General features: G+C 31.2%; 18 protein-coding genes. 1 reads left to right on the forward strand and 17 read right to left on the reverse strand.

All coding sequences use genetic code 11. The annotated features are described in order from the left end of the window. Positions 1-3: 3 nt before the first annotated feature. The gene (gene acpP / locus DZ64_RS0102815; protein WP_024787133.1) at positions 4-240 is read right to left on the reverse strand and encodes an acyl carrier protein; all 237 of its coding nucleotides are present in this window, start codon (positions 238-240) and stop codon (positions 4-6) included. Between the two features lie 363 nt (positions 241-603). Continuing rightward, positions 604-858 (reverse strand): RNA-binding protein, encoded by a 255-nt coding sequence (locus DZ64_RS0102820; RefSeq protein WP_024787134.1) that lies wholly within the window; start codon positions 856-858, stop codon positions 604-606. 94 nt (positions 859-952) lie between these two features. Between DZ64_RS0102820 and DZ64_RS0102825 the strand changes: the two genes are divergently transcribed. Further along, a complete protein-coding gene (locus DZ64_RS0102825) occupies positions 953-1,381 on the forward strand; it encodes a DNA polymerase III subunit alpha (RefSeq protein WP_024789357.1) in 429 nt (142 codons plus the stop codon). Here the strand turns inward: DZ64_RS0102825 and DZ64_RS13705 are convergent. The 15 genes from DZ64_RS13705 to pgk all read right to left on the reverse strand — a co-directional run bounded on the left by DZ64_RS13705 (position 1,378) and on the right by pgk (position 15,030). Further along, positions 1,378-2,751: a hypothetical protein gene (locus tag DZ64_RS13705; RefSeq protein WP_255327512.1), complete on the reverse strand. Its 1,374-nt coding sequence runs from the start codon at positions 2,749-2,751 to the stop codon at positions 1,378-1,380. The two genes, DZ64_RS0102825 and DZ64_RS13705, sit on opposite strands and share 4 nt — an antisense overlap. A gap of 28 nt (positions 2,752-2,779) precedes the next feature. Continuing rightward, positions 2,780-4,738 carry a DNA polymerase III subunit alpha gene (dnaE, locus tag DZ64_RS13710; RefSeq protein WP_255327513.1) on the reverse strand — a complete coding sequence of 653 codons (1,959 nt, stop codon included), beginning with the start codon at positions 4,736-4,738 and terminating at the stop codon, positions 2,780-2,782. Continuing rightward, a complete protein-coding gene (locus DZ64_RS0102835; RefSeq protein WP_024789358.1) occupies positions 4,713-5,333 on the reverse strand; it encodes a Crp/Fnr family transcriptional regulator in 621 nt (206 codons plus the stop codon). The genes dnaE and DZ64_RS0102835 overlap by 26 nt, the downstream gene beginning before the upstream one ends. Beyond that, positions 5,330-6,442 carry a homoserine dehydrogenase gene (locus tag DZ64_RS10530; protein ID WP_369792105.1) on the reverse strand — a complete coding sequence of 371 codons (1,113 nt, stop codon included), beginning with the start codon at positions 6,440-6,442 and terminating at the stop codon, positions 5,330-5,332. Before DZ64_RS10530 ends, DZ64_RS0102835 begins: the two co-directional genes overlap by 4 nt. Before the next feature lie 79 nt (positions 6,443-6,521). Next, the gene (locus tag DZ64_RS10535; RefSeq protein WP_035003071.1) at positions 6,522-7,691 is read right to left on the reverse strand and encodes an LL-diaminopimelate aminotransferase; all 1,170 of its coding nucleotides are present in this window, start codon (positions 7,689-7,691) and stop codon (positions 6,522-6,524) included. 285 nt (positions 7,692-7,976) lie between these two features. Then, the gene (locus DZ64_RS0102860) at positions 7,977-8,420 is read right to left on the reverse strand and encodes a hypothetical protein (RefSeq protein WP_024789359.1); all 444 of its coding nucleotides are present in this window, start codon (positions 8,418-8,420) and stop codon (positions 7,977-7,979) included. 225 nt (positions 8,421-8,645) lie between these two features. Next, positions 8,646-8,801: a hypothetical protein gene (locus DZ64_RS12225; RefSeq protein WP_156922600.1), complete on the reverse strand. Its 156-nt coding sequence runs from the start codon at positions 8,799-8,801 to the stop codon at positions 8,646-8,648. Positions 8,802-9,108: 307 nt separating this feature from the next. Then, positions 9,109-9,777, reverse strand: a complete 669-nt coding sequence (locus tag DZ64_RS0102870; protein WP_024789360.1) for an RNA methyltransferase — start codon at positions 9,775-9,777, stop codon at positions 9,109-9,111. Further along, positions 9,761-10,198 carry a hypothetical protein gene (locus DZ64_RS0102875; protein WP_024789361.1) on the reverse strand — a complete coding sequence of 146 codons (438 nt, stop codon included), beginning with the start codon at positions 10,196-10,198 and terminating at the stop codon, positions 9,761-9,763. Before DZ64_RS0102875 ends, DZ64_RS0102870 begins: the two co-directional genes overlap by 17 nt. Next, a complete protein-coding gene (locus DZ64_RS0102880) occupies positions 10,195-10,479 on the reverse strand; it encodes a nucleotidyltransferase domain-containing protein (RefSeq protein WP_024789362.1) in 285 nt (94 codons plus the stop codon). The genes DZ64_RS0102875 and DZ64_RS0102880 overlap by 4 nt, the downstream gene beginning before the upstream one ends. A gap of 203 nt (positions 10,480-10,682) precedes the next feature. Then, entirely contained in the window at positions 10,683-10,910 is a 228-nt protein-coding gene (locus DZ64_RS0102890; protein ID WP_024789363.1) for a hypothetical protein, read from the reverse strand. 72 nt (positions 10,911-10,982) lie between these two features. Then, positions 10,983-12,203 (reverse strand): major outer membrane protein, encoded by a 1,221-nt coding sequence (locus DZ64_RS0102895; protein ID WP_024789364.1) that lies wholly within the window; start codon positions 12,201-12,203, stop codon positions 10,983-10,985. A gap of 168 nt (positions 12,204-12,371) precedes the next feature. Continuing rightward, positions 12,372-13,154, reverse strand: a complete 783-nt coding sequence (gene fabI, locus DZ64_RS0102905; RefSeq protein ID WP_024789365.1) for an enoyl-ACP reductase FabI — start codon at positions 13,152-13,154, stop codon at positions 12,372-12,374. After that, positions 13,154-13,837, reverse strand: coding sequence for a triose-phosphate isomerase (locus DZ64_RS0102910; protein ID WP_024789366.1), 684 nt, complete (start codon positions 13,835-13,837; stop codon positions 13,154-13,156). Before DZ64_RS0102910 ends, fabI begins: the two co-directional genes overlap by 1 nt. Further along, positions 13,834-15,030: a phosphoglycerate kinase gene (pgk, locus tag DZ64_RS0102915; protein WP_024789367.1), complete on the reverse strand. Its 1,197-nt coding sequence runs from the start codon at positions 15,028-15,030 to the stop codon at positions 13,834-13,836. The genes DZ64_RS0102910 and pgk overlap by 4 nt, the downstream gene beginning before the upstream one ends. Positions 15,031-15,084 lie beyond the last annotated feature (54 nt).

Consider the following 15,084-nt stretch of genomic DNA (forward strand, 5'->3'; position numbering starts at 1 on the left):
AAATTAAGAGTTTTTAGCTTTTTCTATATAATCAACTACGTCTTGGACAGTCTGGATTTTTTCAGCTTCGCTGTCCGGAATTTCAATTTCGAATTTTTCTTCCAAAGCCATAATCATTTCAACTACGTCTAAGCTGTCAGCACCCAAATCTTCTACGAATCTCGCTTCCGGTTTAACTTCTTCTGGGCTTACATTTAACTGCTCAACTATTACTTCTTTTACTTCATCAAATAATGCCATTATTTCTCCTTTTAATTTTTTAACATTTTACCAAAAATTAACATTCTTTTACAAATTTTTGAAAAATATAAATATAAAAATAATATAACATAGAGAAATAATTATGCCAATCCCCATAAATAATTTTACAATTATTGAACAGTTACTAATTATAAATTACTAATAACTTTTCACGACTCACTATTCACCCATTGCGAAATTGTCAGAATAATTATCAATTTTAATATTATTATGATTGTTAATTTTTCAGAAAATCAAAAACAGATATTAAGCAAATAAAATTTAATCAAAAATAAAAAAAGATTTTACATGCTACCAATATAGTGACAGACACTTTTTCTTTAAGGTATTAAAGAGAAGAAATTATTCTCCTCTTGGAGCTCTTGGTCTAGCTTCGTTTACTCTAAGTCTTCTACCTTGGAATTCTTTGCCGTCAAGTTCTTCTACTGCTGTGTCGGCTCCGCTTTCCATTTCAACGAATCCAAATCCTTTGCTTCTACCTGTTTCTCTGTCATTAATAATCTTAACTGAAACTACTTCCCCATATTCTGCGAATAGAGGTTTTAAATCTTCTTCAGTTGCTTGATAGTTAATGTTTCCTACGTAAAGTGTTTTCATGTGAACGTCCTAAAATTAAATTTTGCAGTGACATTATAACACTGTTTGAAAAAAAAAGCAAATAAAATGTTAAAATTTCAAAAAAAGGACAAATATGTCAGTAAAAACACATTATATAGAATTCAGAAACGCCTTAAGCAAAAACGATATCCAAAAAGCCCGGGAAGAATTTGAAAAAGCTTTTAACGAAAGCTTTTTATTTTATCAACAAAAAATGACAAACAATGAAAAGTTTGATGTTTCCAACGAAGAAGAATTATTTGCTTTAGTTACACTGTTTGATAATATTATCGGATATTATAAAGAAAAAATGTATGAGGAGGGGATAAGCTACTGCGAAAATTTAATCGAACTTATTGATTCTCCAAAACTTAAAGAGATGTTTAAAGGTTTTTCACTTGGAATGCAAAAAGGAATAGATATAGATACTTTTTTTAAAGAATATGTGGATTCAAGCAAAGTCGATGCTGAATTTCCAATGTTTTTATGTAATTTTAAAGAAAAGATAAAAGAATTAATTTAATTAATTGATATCCTTAGATTTGTATTTACTTTTAAACTGAATCCAAAAGGGGTTTTTAAAAGTAAAACAGCTCTTTTTTCTCCCGGATTTTTTGTAATTTCATTATAAATTTTTATCAAATCTTCCTCATAATTTTTACCAATTTCCTTTTCTATAACACATATCTGTTCTTTTTTTGCACCTTTTTCATTTTCCGCTTCTTTTAATGGAAGAATTTTTTTACAGGTAATTCTTAAATAATCGGCAACCTTATCCACGTTTGCCTTAATTGCCAAAGGTTCATCAAGATTTAATTTTTCAAGATGTTCTAAATCCCTTTCAAATATCATAATATCTATTTTACCGTGAAAATCCATTAAAGTTGCAATTGCAAATTTATTGCCTCTTTTTGAAATTCTAACTTTCATAGTATCAATTTTACCTACAAAAAGCGCTTCTTTTCCTATAATTTCCTCTATATCGCTTGAGAGGTTATAATCAAGTTTTTCTATTTCTTTTTTAAAAGGGTCAAGAGGATGTGCCGATACATAAAATCCAAGTGTTTCATATTCGCATTCAAGAAGTGTTTTAATATCAAATTCGGCTAATTTTGGAATTTCCAATTTTTCTTCAACTTCATCATCTTCCATATCGGCAAATAATGAATTTGCATGATGCATGGCATTTTTTCTCTCCTGCACCCTTTTTTTATATTCCAACATATCTTCAATTGCATTTAAAAGGGCTTTTCTTGAATAACCGAAATCATCCATTGCCCCTGATTTCACAAGCTGTTCAAGCACTTTTTTATTTACTTTGCCTGTATCGATTTTTAAAATAAAGTCATTTAAATCACTAAACGGCCTGTTTTGAGTAATACTTTCAATAGCTTTGCTGCCGACCCCTTTTATCGCACTGAGCCCAAATAAAATTTTTTCACCTGTAGGGGTAAACTCGGCATTTGATTTATTTACATTGGGAGGTAGAATCTCTATATTAAGTGATTTGGCCTCTTCTATATATTTAGCAATTTTATCGGTATTATCCGCTTCATAGGTTAAAAGTGCCGCAAAAAATTCTGCGGGATAATATGCTTTTAAAAAAGAAGTCTGGTATGTAATATATGCGTAAGCGGCTGAATGTGATTTGTTAAATCCGTAACCTGCAAATTTTTCTATTAAATTAAACAGATTTTTGGCATTTTCATAAGAAAAACCCCTCTGGGCTGCACGGGTTGCAAATTCTTCCGAATATTTGGCCATAACATCCGCTTTTTTCTTTCCCATCGCCCTTCTTATGATATCCGCTTCCCCCAAACTGAATCCGCCTATTGCCTGAACTATCTGCATAACCTGTTCCTGATAAACAATAACACCGTATGTAGGTTCCAAAATAGGCTTTAGGGCTGTTTCGAATTCATCATTTTCCGTGTTTTCTTTCTATATAATCATCAAGCATTCCGCTCTCCATTGGTCCGGGGCGGTAAAGGGCAAGCATAGCTATAATATCTTCAAATGTAGTAGGTTTTAATCTTTTTGCCAAATCCCTCATACCGTCCGATTCTATCTGAAACAGACCCAAAGTTTTACCCGATTGGATTAATTGAAAAATACTTTTATCTTCCAGATCTAAATTATCTATATCCACATTTGTGTTTTTATTCATTTTTATATTTTTAACAGCCCGCTCTATTACCGTCAACGTTTTTAATCCTAAAAAGTCGAATTTAATCAAATCCACAGGCTCAAGATAATTCAGTGAATACTGCGTTACAATCGTATCATCATTTTCTGAGGGTCTGTATAAAGGGGACTTTTTCCATAATTCTTCATCGCTGATTACCACTCCGGCGGCATGCATACCCGTATTTCTTTTTAAACCTTCAAGCTTTCTTCCGAAAGAATATAATCTGTTATATAACGGTTCTTCTGTAATAATATCTTTTATTTTAGGTTCAATATCAAGGGCTTTGTCAAGCGTGATACCGAGCTGGTCCGGAATAAGTTTTACAAATTTATCCGCTTCGTCATATTTTATTCCAAAAATTCTTGCAACATCCCGGAGCACTCCTTTTGCAAGAAGTGAACCGAAAGTTACCACCTGGGCCACATTTACCTTGCCGTATTTTTCCCTTACATATTCGATAATCTCCCCTCTTCTTTCCTGACAGAAATCCATATCGATATCCGGCATTGAAACCCTCTGAGGGTTTAAAAACCTCTCAAACAAAAGCTGATACCTTATGGGGTCTAAATTTGTTATTTTAAGCGAATATGCAACCAGACTTCCGGCCGCACTTCCCCTTCCGGGACCCACAGGAATTTTTCTTCTTTTGGCCTCTCTTACAAAATCCCAGACAATCAGCATATAACCGGGAAATTTCATTTTTTTGTCAATTTCATATTCAAGCCTATCTTCATATTTTTTATGCAACTCTTTTGGAATCTGTTTCAATCTTTCTTTTAAACCTTCACGGCATTTATATTCAAAATATTCCACATCCTTTTCAAAATTTAACCCTTCTTTGGAAGCATATTCTTTTGTAAATTTAAATGTAGGAGGTGTAGGATTTCCAAGAGGAATTTCCAGATTAATACCCTCGGCCAGTCTGTCCGTATTTTCAATAGCCTCCGGTAAATCGGCAAATTTTTTTTCAAATTCCTCAGGGAAAGGAAAATAATTTTCTCTTATTTCGAATTTTCTGTGCAAATCGTCAAAAAGTTTATTGTTTTCTATGCATTCAAGTGCGTCTTTATAGATATAATCCCCTTTTTGAAGATAAAAAATATTACTGCTTGCAAGAATAGGTATATCAAATTCATTTGAAATGGTTAAAAAATCATTTTCAACAACTCTTTCTTTAAAAGAATCACGTCTTATTTCCAAAAAAATTTCATTTAAACTGTTTTTATAAATTTTTATAATTTCCTTTGCCTTTTTCAATCCGCCGGCACCCTTTAAAACATTATCTTCATCAAACAGATTCAGATGAAAACCTATTTCACTCTCCATCATCGGAAAAACTGTAATAAGTCCCTGCTGATTTTTAATTAGTTCTTCAAAAGGGATAAAAGGAACTTTTTTATAATAATACAAATAGGCAATTGAGCTTAAATACATCAAATTATTATAGCCGGTTTTAAGCAGAATCATTCTTGAAAAAACATCATCTCTTTTTATAATTACTTCGCTTCCTATAATCGGTTTTATTTCAAATTTCTTGCATTCTTCATAAAATTCGATTGCGCTGAACATATTATCAAGTTCTGTTATCCCAAGAGCCTTGTATCCATACTCTTTTGCTTTTTTAACAAGCTCTTTTATTTTGATGGTTGAATGTAAAAGCGAATAATCACTGTGTATATGAAACACTACCATTTATAATATCCCTTAATTTTTCTTTATCCGTTACTTTTATTGATTTTTCACAATAACATATAATTCCGTCATTTTTAAGCCTGCTTAAAATTCTGCTGAGAGTCTCCGGGCTCATGCCGAGTTCTTTTGCCAGCATATATCTTTTCAAAATAACCCTTTTTGTGGCATCATATTTTTGAAGTTTATTAAATTTCACTTCCTGTAAAATCTGGTTACTGAGCATTTTTATAATTCTGTCGCTAAAAGGGGGATTTGAAATATATTTTGAAAAATTTGAAAAATCTATTTCTATCAAATCACTTTCGCTTTGAGCTACTGCGCTAAGACAGTAAGGCCTGTTTTGTATCTGAGAAATAAGCCCGAAAACATCTCCGCAGCCAAACTGGTTTTTAGGTATAACATCCCCTTTTTCATTTGAATCATACATTAAAATATGACCTTTTATTATTGCAAAAAATTTATTTCTTTTTTCCCCTTCAAAAAATATTATTTCATTTTTAGTATACTTTTTTATTAAGCAAAAAGAGGCAATTTCTTTTAAAAGTTCGTCTTTTACGTTAAAAAAAAGAAAGATTTTTCTCAGTTTATTTATCATTCTTCTATTCTGATATAATTAATCGGTTTTAATACAAATTCTTCTTTTTCTATTTCGGCCACTGCTTTTTTTATATTTTTTTCAAGAGACTTATGGGTTGCAAAAAGGAGAAAACTTTCAATTGAAATATCGTTTTTTGCCAAAATATGCGCAATTTTTTCAAGAACCCCTATTTTATCGTTTACTGCAATTCTTAAATAGTATTTGGTTTCGATATTATCTGAAATTTTGAGACTCAGTCTTTCCACTTCAAGAGGTCTTTTGTATCCGAGCATAGGTTTGTTTTGGCCTCTGACAATTTCTATTATATCACTGATTACAGCACTCGCAGTTGCATTTCCTCCGGCTCCGGGACCGTAATATACGCTTTCTCCTACAACATCGCCTATTACACTGACGGCGTTCATAACACCCTCAACCTTTGCAATCATTTTATTTTTTGGAATAAGTGTCGGATGAACTCTTAGTTCCACTTCGTTATCTATTTTTTTGGCAATTCCGAGAAGTTTTATTTCATAATCAAATTCCCTGGCAAATTCAATATCTGTTAAATTTATATTTTCTATTCCCTCGATTAAAATATCTTCCGGTTTTGCATCAATATTATAGGCAATACTTGCCAGGATTAAAAGTTTATGAGCAGTGTCAAAACCGCCGACGTCAAAAGTGGGGTCGGCTTCTGCATAGCCAAGCTTCTGGGCTTCTTTTAAAACTTCCTGATAATCCCTGCCTTTTTTCATTTCGGTTAAAATATAATTGCAAGTACCGTTTATAATACCCTGAATTTCATCAATATGATTTGCACTGAGCCCGTCTCTTAATGCTTTAATTATAGGGATTCCGCCTGCCACACTTGCTTCATATTCAAACGGTGTTTTAGCCAGTTTCTGAAGCTCGAATCTGTGATATGCTAAAAGAGCCTTGTTTGCGCTGACAACCGCCTTATTATGTTTTAAGGCATCTTTTACTACCTCATAAGCGCCGTCAACGCCGCCCATAAGTTCAACCACTATATCTATTTCGCTGTCTCTTGTAACTTTTTTATAATCATCGGTAAGTTCAATATCAACATCTCCCTTACGGGAATTATTTCTTTCCCTGCCCTTGATGTTATTATGTCAAAACCTTAACAACACTGCTTCCGACAGTTCCAAGACCCACTATCCCGATTTTAACCATCACTTTCCTTTAAATAGCGGCCTGACGGATTCTTTTTTCATTTTCAATTAAAGCAATTCTTACATATTCATCCCCGTAAGCCCCAAATCCTATTCCAGGGCTAACCGCAATATGGGCTTCGGTTAAAAGCCTTTTGGAAAACTCTAAACTTCCTAAATGCCTTGCAATTTCAGGGATTTTTGCCCAAACAAACATTGTGGCTCTCGGTTTTTCTATCTCCCATCCCGCATTTGCAAAACTTTCAATCAAAACTTCCCTTCTTTTTTTATATGTTTCAACCACATCTTTGACCAAATGTGTATAATCTCTCAGTGCTACAGTTGCAGCAACCTGTATGGGAGTAAAAGTTCCATAATCAACCCATGATTTATATTTTTGAAGAGCACCTATAAGCACAGGATTTCCAACCATAAAACCTACTCTCCATCCCGCCATGTTATAGCTTTTAGAAAGAGTAAAACTCTCAACCGCAACTTCTTTAGCCCCACTGGCTTCAAAAACAGACGGTGTTTTATATCCGTCAAACGTAATATCCGCATATGCAATATCACTTATAATATAAAGCCCTTCACTTTTTGCAAAATCAACCGCTTTTTGCCAAAAATCTTTATTTACAGTTACCGTTGTGGGATTATGTGGAAAATTTAAAACCAAAAATTTAGGTTTAGGCACTGATTCTATCATGGCCTGTTTCAACTGGGCAAAAAAATCATCTTCATTTAATTCATACTCTTTATTATATGTAAGTTTTACTTTTCTGACACTTGCCCCAGCAAGCATAAAGGCATATGAATGGATAGGATATGTAGGATCGGGCACAATGGCCACATCCCCCACGTTTGTAACGGCCTGAGTCAAATGGACATAACCTTCTTTGCTACCCATTGTCACAACAGCTTCTGTTTCGGGATTAAGGGTCACATTATATCTTCTTGCATACCAGTTACAGACGGCTTCTCTAAGCTTATAAATACCTTTACTGACTGAATATCTGTGATTTTTAGGCTTTCTTGCCGCTTCAACAAGTTTATCAACAATCGGTTTTGGAGTAGGACCATCAGGATTTCCCATAGAAAAATCGATAATATCTTCACCTGCTCTTCTTGCTTGAAGTTTAAGTTCATTAATTACTGCAAAAATATAATTTGGAAGTCTTTCTATTCTTTCAAAATGATTCATTTTATTCCTTTAATTAAGATACCTCTTTTAAAATTGATTTTCGAAAAATTGTCTTTTATTTTTATATACGCCGTATATTCGGGTATATCTACCGCCATATTTTTAAATGTTTTTTTATATGAAATTATATAAAAACAATATAAGGATACCAATTGTCAAATTTTGAAGTAACTATTTTTATTTTTTTAAATCCGTTCGGGTTTACCCAGTATTCTCCTTTTGCATTAATAAGTTTTTTTTCTTCGCCTGTTAAAGGAAAAGCCGGCAGATAAGCATTTTCACAGTCTATATAATATTTCTGTTTTTTATTATATTTTTCACTTCACACCCAAAATTTTCAACAGTGTTTATAAAAATCAGGGGATTTATATAATGATTGGTTTTCATTTCTATATTTAAAGTATAATTTCCGTTTATTAAGGAAATATGTGAAGGGTAAAAATAATAATACCCTATTAAATTCAGTGTTTTATATAAAATTTTAGCTTCCAAAACAGGATTGCTGTTTTTAAAATCAAACTCGGTATTTATAATTTCCGGTTTATCGAAAAAAAGATTTACAAGTCCCAGATTTTCAAGTTTTTTTACCGTGTCTTTCAGGGATAAATTAGTGTCAATACTGTTTAAAAGTTTTTCATAATTTTTGTATTCTCTCTCACCTATTAAATTGACAATATACATATTTTTTGCTAATAAAACAATTCCTATTAAAAAAATAAGTTTTTTCATTTTTCATACTCATTAGGTTTTTTCAAATATTCAAATTTTCCGTTTTTTAAAAGAATCCTGAGAATTTTTTTTGTATTCGGCGTAATGTTTTTATCATTATAAATAATAGTTAAATTTCCATGCCCGAATTTAATATAATAATTTCCCTTTAATATTTTAGGATTGGTTGTAAGATATTCAACACTTTTATTATTGTCTATGTTTATCGCCCTGAACCATACTTTTTCATTTGGAATAATTGTTATGTTGTATTCTTTGGCTTTTTATTCCGGCCGTATTTAAAGAAACATTTGAATCAATATCTTCAATAATTTTCTCTATTGTTTTTTCGCTCACACTGTTTTTGAATGTTTCATTATTCTCTGTAATGTTATTTTCCAAAACTTTTTCTCACTCTTGTTTATTTCAGTAGTTTTAATACCGGTTTTTGATTTTATAAAACTGAAATACAAAAAAGCACTTAATACAAATAAAATTATTATTAAAATCCATAAATAACTTTTTTGGTATCAACATCATCTATTTTATTTTCATTATAATAATTTTCATACTCCTCAATCTCGATAAGCCTGATAAAACCTATAAACTTAACCCTTGGCAGTTTTTCAAATTCTTTATTTTTTATAAATCTAAGTGAAATAGGTGAAATTTTTGTTTTATCTCTTCTATTGAATGATTTTCAAAAAACTCATCTGCATTCATTGCTAATCCTATCTATTAATATTGCAGCGGCGCTTGCAACATTTAGTGAATCAAAATCCCTTTTCATTTCAATTGTAATTATATCATCTAATTTTTCTTTTACCCTTTTACTAAGCCCTTCTCCTTCACTTCCTAAAATTAATGCAGTTTTTGAAGAAACATCAACCCTGCATTTTCCGTTCATATCGGCACCGATAATTTTATAACCTTTTGTTTTTAAAATATTAATTAGCTCAAGTATATTAAAAAAAGAAATTATCCTCATATCAATTGCTGCCCCTGCGCTTGAGCGAATTAATTGAGGCCATTTAAGCTCTTTAATTCCGGTTATTATAACTAAATCAATTCCTAAAGCATAAGAAGTTCTTATTATATTTCCAATATTTCCCATATCAGTAATGTTATCCAAAACAACTATTTTTTCACCTGTTATTTCATATTCTTGTGGAATAAAATCTATTTTTGCAAAGTATCCCTGATGATTTTGATTATGGGAGAGTTTTTGTGCTAATTTATTATCTATAAATTTAATTCTAAAATTTTTAAATTTTTTTAATTCGGTTTTTGATATTTTTTTACTTATTAAAATTTCTTTTACAATTCCGGGATGTTTTTTTATTATATATTCTACCACCCTTTTACCATATACTATCACAATAACCTTCTTTTTTTATATAGTCTAAAGTTTTATTAATAATATCAAATAATTTTGGAGTATATTCTAAAATTTCAATAAAAATTTCTTCTAATTCTTCTTCAATATACTCATGTACAAGTTCATTTCTTAAATTTTTCATCTCTATTAATAATTCATAATTATCAACAAAACCCCTTTTTTCCGCTCTAATTACAATATCAAGTTTTTTATTAATATCTTCCAATTCAAATAAATCCAAACTTCTTAAAACTCTATTTATTAAAATATCAACACATCTTCCAAATCTGTTTGCCAATGCTTCAAAAAGTTCATATTCTTCTTCGTTTAAATCAATTTTAGAAACTTTTTCAAATGACTTTTCAAGCCAATATTTTGACTTTAAAAGCATTTTTACATTTTCACATAAAACATCTTTCAAATTTCAACTCCATTATTTGTTATAAATCTGTAAAAAGCACTTTTATTTATATTGTTAGTTATAATTAAATCAATTTTTCTATCTCCAAATAATAAAAAAAATTTTATTTTTATTTTTTGTTTTATTTTAAAATTTATTTTATCGGAAAGTACAAAAATATCAATATCTCCTCCTTTTTTTCTATCATCAATTCTGCTTCCAAAAATATAAATTTTAGCTTTTTTATCATATAATCTAATAATATTTTTAATAATTTTAATTTCTTCTTTTTTTAATCTCATTAACCTTCTTTTTTAATGAATTTTATCATAAATGAAAGATATTTTCAATTTATTTTTGTGTCTGTCACTATTTCTAAATATTATGAAATTATACAGATTTTAAATCTAGCTGATTATTTCATTATATTTTAGTGGCTTTAAAAGCACTAAATGCTATTGAAATTATAAAAACTATCAATGCTAAAATAAAAAGCAATTCCATATTATAAATCCTTTAAACTCTTAATTTTTTTAATTATAGCAAAATTTATTAACATAATTATAAATGACAAAATAATTATACCAACAACATCTAAAATTAATAATATATTACTTACCTTTCCTATATTTGAAATACCCCATCCAACCATTCCTAATACAGTAACAATTAATATACTAAGCCATACTTTTAAAAACTTTGTTTCTTCTTTTATTTCATCAATTTTTGCCAAAATCAGCCTTTAAATTTTAACAAATTATGTCTGTCACTTTTTTATTAAACAAAAGCCCAAAAGGGCAAGAAATTAGAAACTGTAAATAAATTGCGCTCTAACTTCTTGTTGGTCAGGATTTCCTAAATTATTTCCATCACCGTTATAATTTAAATTAGCATAATATGCTGAAACACCGAATTTTTTATTGAATTTATATCCTCCGCCAACATCAAATTCATTACTGTCAACATTTTTGGTTGCATTTATAGTTCCGGCATTTTTACCGTTACTTTGATTAATACTTACATATGAAGCCCAAACATTTGTTTTTTCATTTATATTATATCCAGCTTTTGCATACCATACATCTACATCAGTTAAGTTTGCTACATTATATCTTAATTCTGCTGGAACTTGTCCAATTACAGCATAGTCACTTGTAGCAATTACTCCGGCTTTATCGTTAGTTGAAGCGTATCCAACCTCACCATTAATTCCTGAAACATTTGCATTTAATGCTATATTGAAATAATTATGATTACTTACATTTGTTAAACCTAATGATTTATCATCTAATTTTGAAGTAGCAAAATCAGCTTTAATTCCAACACCATAATCTTTTAAGAAGTTTAAGTTTGTCATCACAATAAATGCGTTTTTAACAGCATCTGTTATATGATAATCCCAAACCTGAGCACTTCCGAATGCATCGTTTGCATAAATAGCACCGGCTGTATAAACATCTTTTGCCCCATTATTTGTTGCTGCACTGATTGGAAGATTTAAATTACCTTGATCAACTGTTCCATTAGCATTAAAGATATGATCAACCCATCCACCAGCTACTGTTAATCCATTTCCTGCATTATACATTGCAACTACACCTGCACCGTGAGCAGTTGTATATGGATCGCTTGAAGCAAACGGTAATGAACCAAGAGGAACAACACCTGCATTAACAATAAGACCGTTATTTGCATAATTTAAGAAGAATAAGCTATCTCCCAATCCAGTTGTTCCAGCTGTAGAAACATTTGAAGAAGCTTTATCTTTGAAATTTTGTTGAGCATGAACTCTCCAAACAATTTTCATATTTTCTGCAACTGGCACACCAAATACTAATTTAGCATTTGTTCTCCATCTGTTGTAATCAGTTGTACCTGAATTTTTTTTATCTTGATGATAATAATATCTGATTCTCATAAATCCGTTAAGACTTACACCTTTGATTGCATCTGTTAGAGGAGTTGCACTTGCAACACTCATTGAACCCATTGCTACTAAAGCTGCTAAAGATAATTTTTTTAGCATTTTCTCTCTCCTTTAATTTTTTTTTGTCTCACAATTATATCGTCAATTTTTAAAAAAATCAAATAATTTTGGTATTTTTTTGAAAAATTTTCAAAATTTGTTAATTTTTTGTTAACAAATTTTCTAACACTCATAACTTTTTCCAACATTTTCACAACTCACAACTCACTACTCACCATATCTTGGCATACCCATTATATTATAGCCGCTGTCTACAAAATGAACCTCACCGGTAACCCCGCTTGAAAGCTCACTTAACAGATACATTCCTGAATTTCCGACTTCATCAATTGTAACATTTTTCATTAAAGGTGAATTTTTTTCATTATATTTAAGTATTTCGCTAAAATCTCCTATACCGCTTGCCGCAAGTGTTTTAATAGGGCCGGCGCTCAGAGCGTTTATTCTAATTTTTCTCTCACCTAAATCCACCGCTAAATACCTAACGCTTGCTTCAAGCGCCGCTTTTGCCACACCCATTACATTATAATGTGGAATATATCTTGTGCTTCCAAGGTAGGTTAATGTCAAAATGCTTGCCCCGTCATTCATAACAGGTTCCATTTTTTGAACAAGCTCTATTAATGAATATACACTGATTTGCATTGCTATATTGAATGCCTCTTTTTTGGTATCTATAAATTTACCGTCAAGCGCCTCTCTAGGAGCAAATGCAACTGAATGGACCAAAAAGTCTATTTTTCCATAATCTTTTTCAATATTATCTTTTAAACTAATTAACTCTTCTTCTTTACTTACATCAAGAGGATATATATTTTTTACATCAAGTTCGTTTGCTACTTTTTCAACCCTTGGTTTTAATTTATCATTTTGATAAGTAAGTATAATTTCAGCACCCTCTTTTTTACAAGCTTTTGCAATTCCGTATGCAATCGAACGGTTGTTTGCCACACCTACAACTAAACCTTTTTTTCCTTGCATTACGCCCATTAAATCTCCTTTGCTTTTTTTATCATTTCCTTAAACACTTCTACATCTAAACTAGCGCTGCCGACCAACACACCATCAACATTTTCGATTTTTAAAATATCTTCAATGTTACTTAATTTCACACTTCCGCCGTATAGAATCGGCCTTTTGATAAATTTTCTGATTTCTTTATGAGTTTCTTGGATTTGTTCTAATTTTGCACTGACCCCTGTGCCTATAGCCCACACCGGCTCGTATGCAACAATCAGTTTTTCATATTCTAAATCTATTCCTATAAGCTGCCCTTTTAAGTATTCTACAACTGCTTCTATTCCTTTTTTTCTAATTTCAAGCGGCTCTCCAATGCAGTAGAATATTTCAAAATTATTATTTTTAAAAAAATCAAATTTTTTTGCTATAAATTCCTGGCTTTCACCTAAAATATGTCTTCTTTCGCTGTGGCCTATTAAAATTCTTTTTATATTAAATTCATTAAGCTGCTCTAAACCGATTTCCCCGGTATATGCACCGCTCATTGTAGGATATGCGTTTTGAGCCCCGATTAATTCATCTTCTATCAATGCACTTTGCGGAGGAAAAACGGCAACTTTAACATTTCCAAAATCAATTTTTTCAAGTTCCTTTAAATATTCAACAGTTTCTTTTCTTGTTTTATTTGTTTTAAAATTTGCCGCTACTATCATTTTATCTCCAATGCTGCAATTGCAGGAAGTTTTTTGCCTTCAAGAAGTTCCAGACTCGCTCCTCCACCGGTAGAAATAAATGTCATTTCTTCATCATCTCCGGCTCTGGCAACCGCATCTGCGCTATCTCCTCCGCCTACTACCTTTATTCCGTGGCTTCTTGCAATTTCATGTGAAATTTTAAAAGTTCCCCTTGCAAATTTATCCATCTCATATACTCCCATAGGTCCGTTCCACAAAATTGTCTGGGCATCCCAAAGCACTTCTCCAAAAAGCCTAACGCTAGCAGGTCCTATATCAAGCCCCATCCAACCGTCCGGAATTTCCTGGGAAGGGACATATTTAACCATTGCATCTTCAGCAAATTTATTTGCAACAACTATATCAACCGGCAGATAAAACTTAACCCCAAGTTTTTTAGCTTCAGACATAATTTTTAATGCTTCGTCTATTAAATCCTCTTCCACTAAACTTTTTCCTATATCATATCCGAGCGCTTTTAAAAATGTAAAAGCCATACCTCCACCTATTATCATTTTATCCACTTTTTCAAGCAGATTTATTAGAGCCTGAAGTTTTCCGCTTACTTTACTTCCTCCTACAACCGCTACAAACGGCCTTACAGGATTTTTAAGTAATTTATAAAAGAAATTGATTTCTTTTAAAAGTAAAAATCCGGCCGCCTTATGTAAATTGTCATAAAATTTTGTAATTGCTTCAACACTTGCATGTGCCCTGTGGCTTACACCGAATGCATCATTTATATAAAATTCACCGTATTCGGAAAGTTCTTTTGCAAATCCCTCATCATTTTTAGTTTCTCTCGGATCAAACCTCAAATTTTCAAGCAGCAAAACTTCCCCGCTATTTAAATTAGCGGCTTTACTTTTTGCATCTTCTCCAATAACATCTTTAACCATAATAATTTCTTTAGCCAAAAGCTGAGAAAGTCTTTTTGCAACGGGTTTTAGTGAATATTTTTCATTAAATTCACCTTTTGGCCTTCCAAGATGGGAGCCTATTACTATTTTACACCCGTGGTCTATTAAATATCTGATAGTAGGAAGTGCCATTCTTATTCTTCTGTCATCTGTTATATTGCCGAATTCATCCAACGGAACATTAAAATCACATCTTAAAAATACACTGTTTCCTTCTTTTAATTCTAAATCTTTCGGTGAATTTAATTTCATATTGCTCCTTTTTTTTAAAATTTTAACATATATTTAATTTAATTTTACATTTTT

Origin of the sequence: Lebetimonas sp. JH292 (assembly GCF_000523275.1) — a bacterium.
Taxonomy (GTDB): Bacteria; Campylobacterota; Campylobacteria; order Campylobacterales; family Nautiliaceae; genus Lebetimonas.

Coding starts and splice junctions, on each gene's coding strand:
- acpP (WP_024787133.1), bottom strand. CDS start 240: ATGGCATTATTTGATGAAGTAAAAGAAGTAATAGTTGAGCAGTTAAAT.
- DZ64_RS0102820 (WP_024787134.1), bottom strand. CDS start 858: ATGAAAACACTTTACGTAGGAAACATTAACTATCAAGCAACTGAAGAA.
- DZ64_RS0102825 (WP_024789357.1), top strand. CDS start 953: ATGTCAGTAAAAACACATTATATAGAATTCAGAAACGCCTTAAGCAAA.
- dnaE (WP_255327513.1), bottom strand. CDS start 4,738: ATGGTAGTGTTTCATATACACAGTGATTATTCGCTTTTACATTCAACC.
- DZ64_RS0102835 (WP_024789358.1), bottom strand. CDS start 5,333: ATGATAAATAAACTGAGAAAAATCTTTCTTTTTTTTAACGTAAAAGAC.
- DZ64_RS10535 (WP_035003071.1), bottom strand. CDS start 7,691: ATGAATCATTTTGAAAGAATAGAAAGACTTCCAAATTATATTTTTGCA.
- DZ64_RS0102860 (WP_024789359.1), bottom strand. CDS start 8,420: ATGAAAAAACTTATTTTTTTAATAGGAATTGTTTTATTAGCAAAAAAT.
- DZ64_RS0102880 (WP_024789362.1), bottom strand. CDS start 10,479: ATGAGATTAAAAAAAGAAGAAATTAAAATTATTAAAAATATTATTAGA.
- DZ64_RS0102895 (WP_024789364.1), bottom strand. CDS start 12,203: ATGCTAAAAAAATTATCTTTAGCAGCTTTAGTAGCAATGGGTTCAATG.
- fabI (WP_024789365.1), bottom strand. CDS start 13,154: ATGGGCGTAATGCAAGGAAAAAAAGGTTTAGTTGTAGGTGTGGCAAAC.
- DZ64_RS0102910 (WP_024789366.1), bottom strand. CDS start 13,837: ATGATAGTAGCGGCAAATTTTAAAACAAATAAAACAAGAAAAGAAACT.
- pgk (WP_024789367.1), bottom strand. CDS start 15,030: ATGAAATTAAATTCACCGAAAGATTTAGAATTAAAAGAAGGAAACAGT.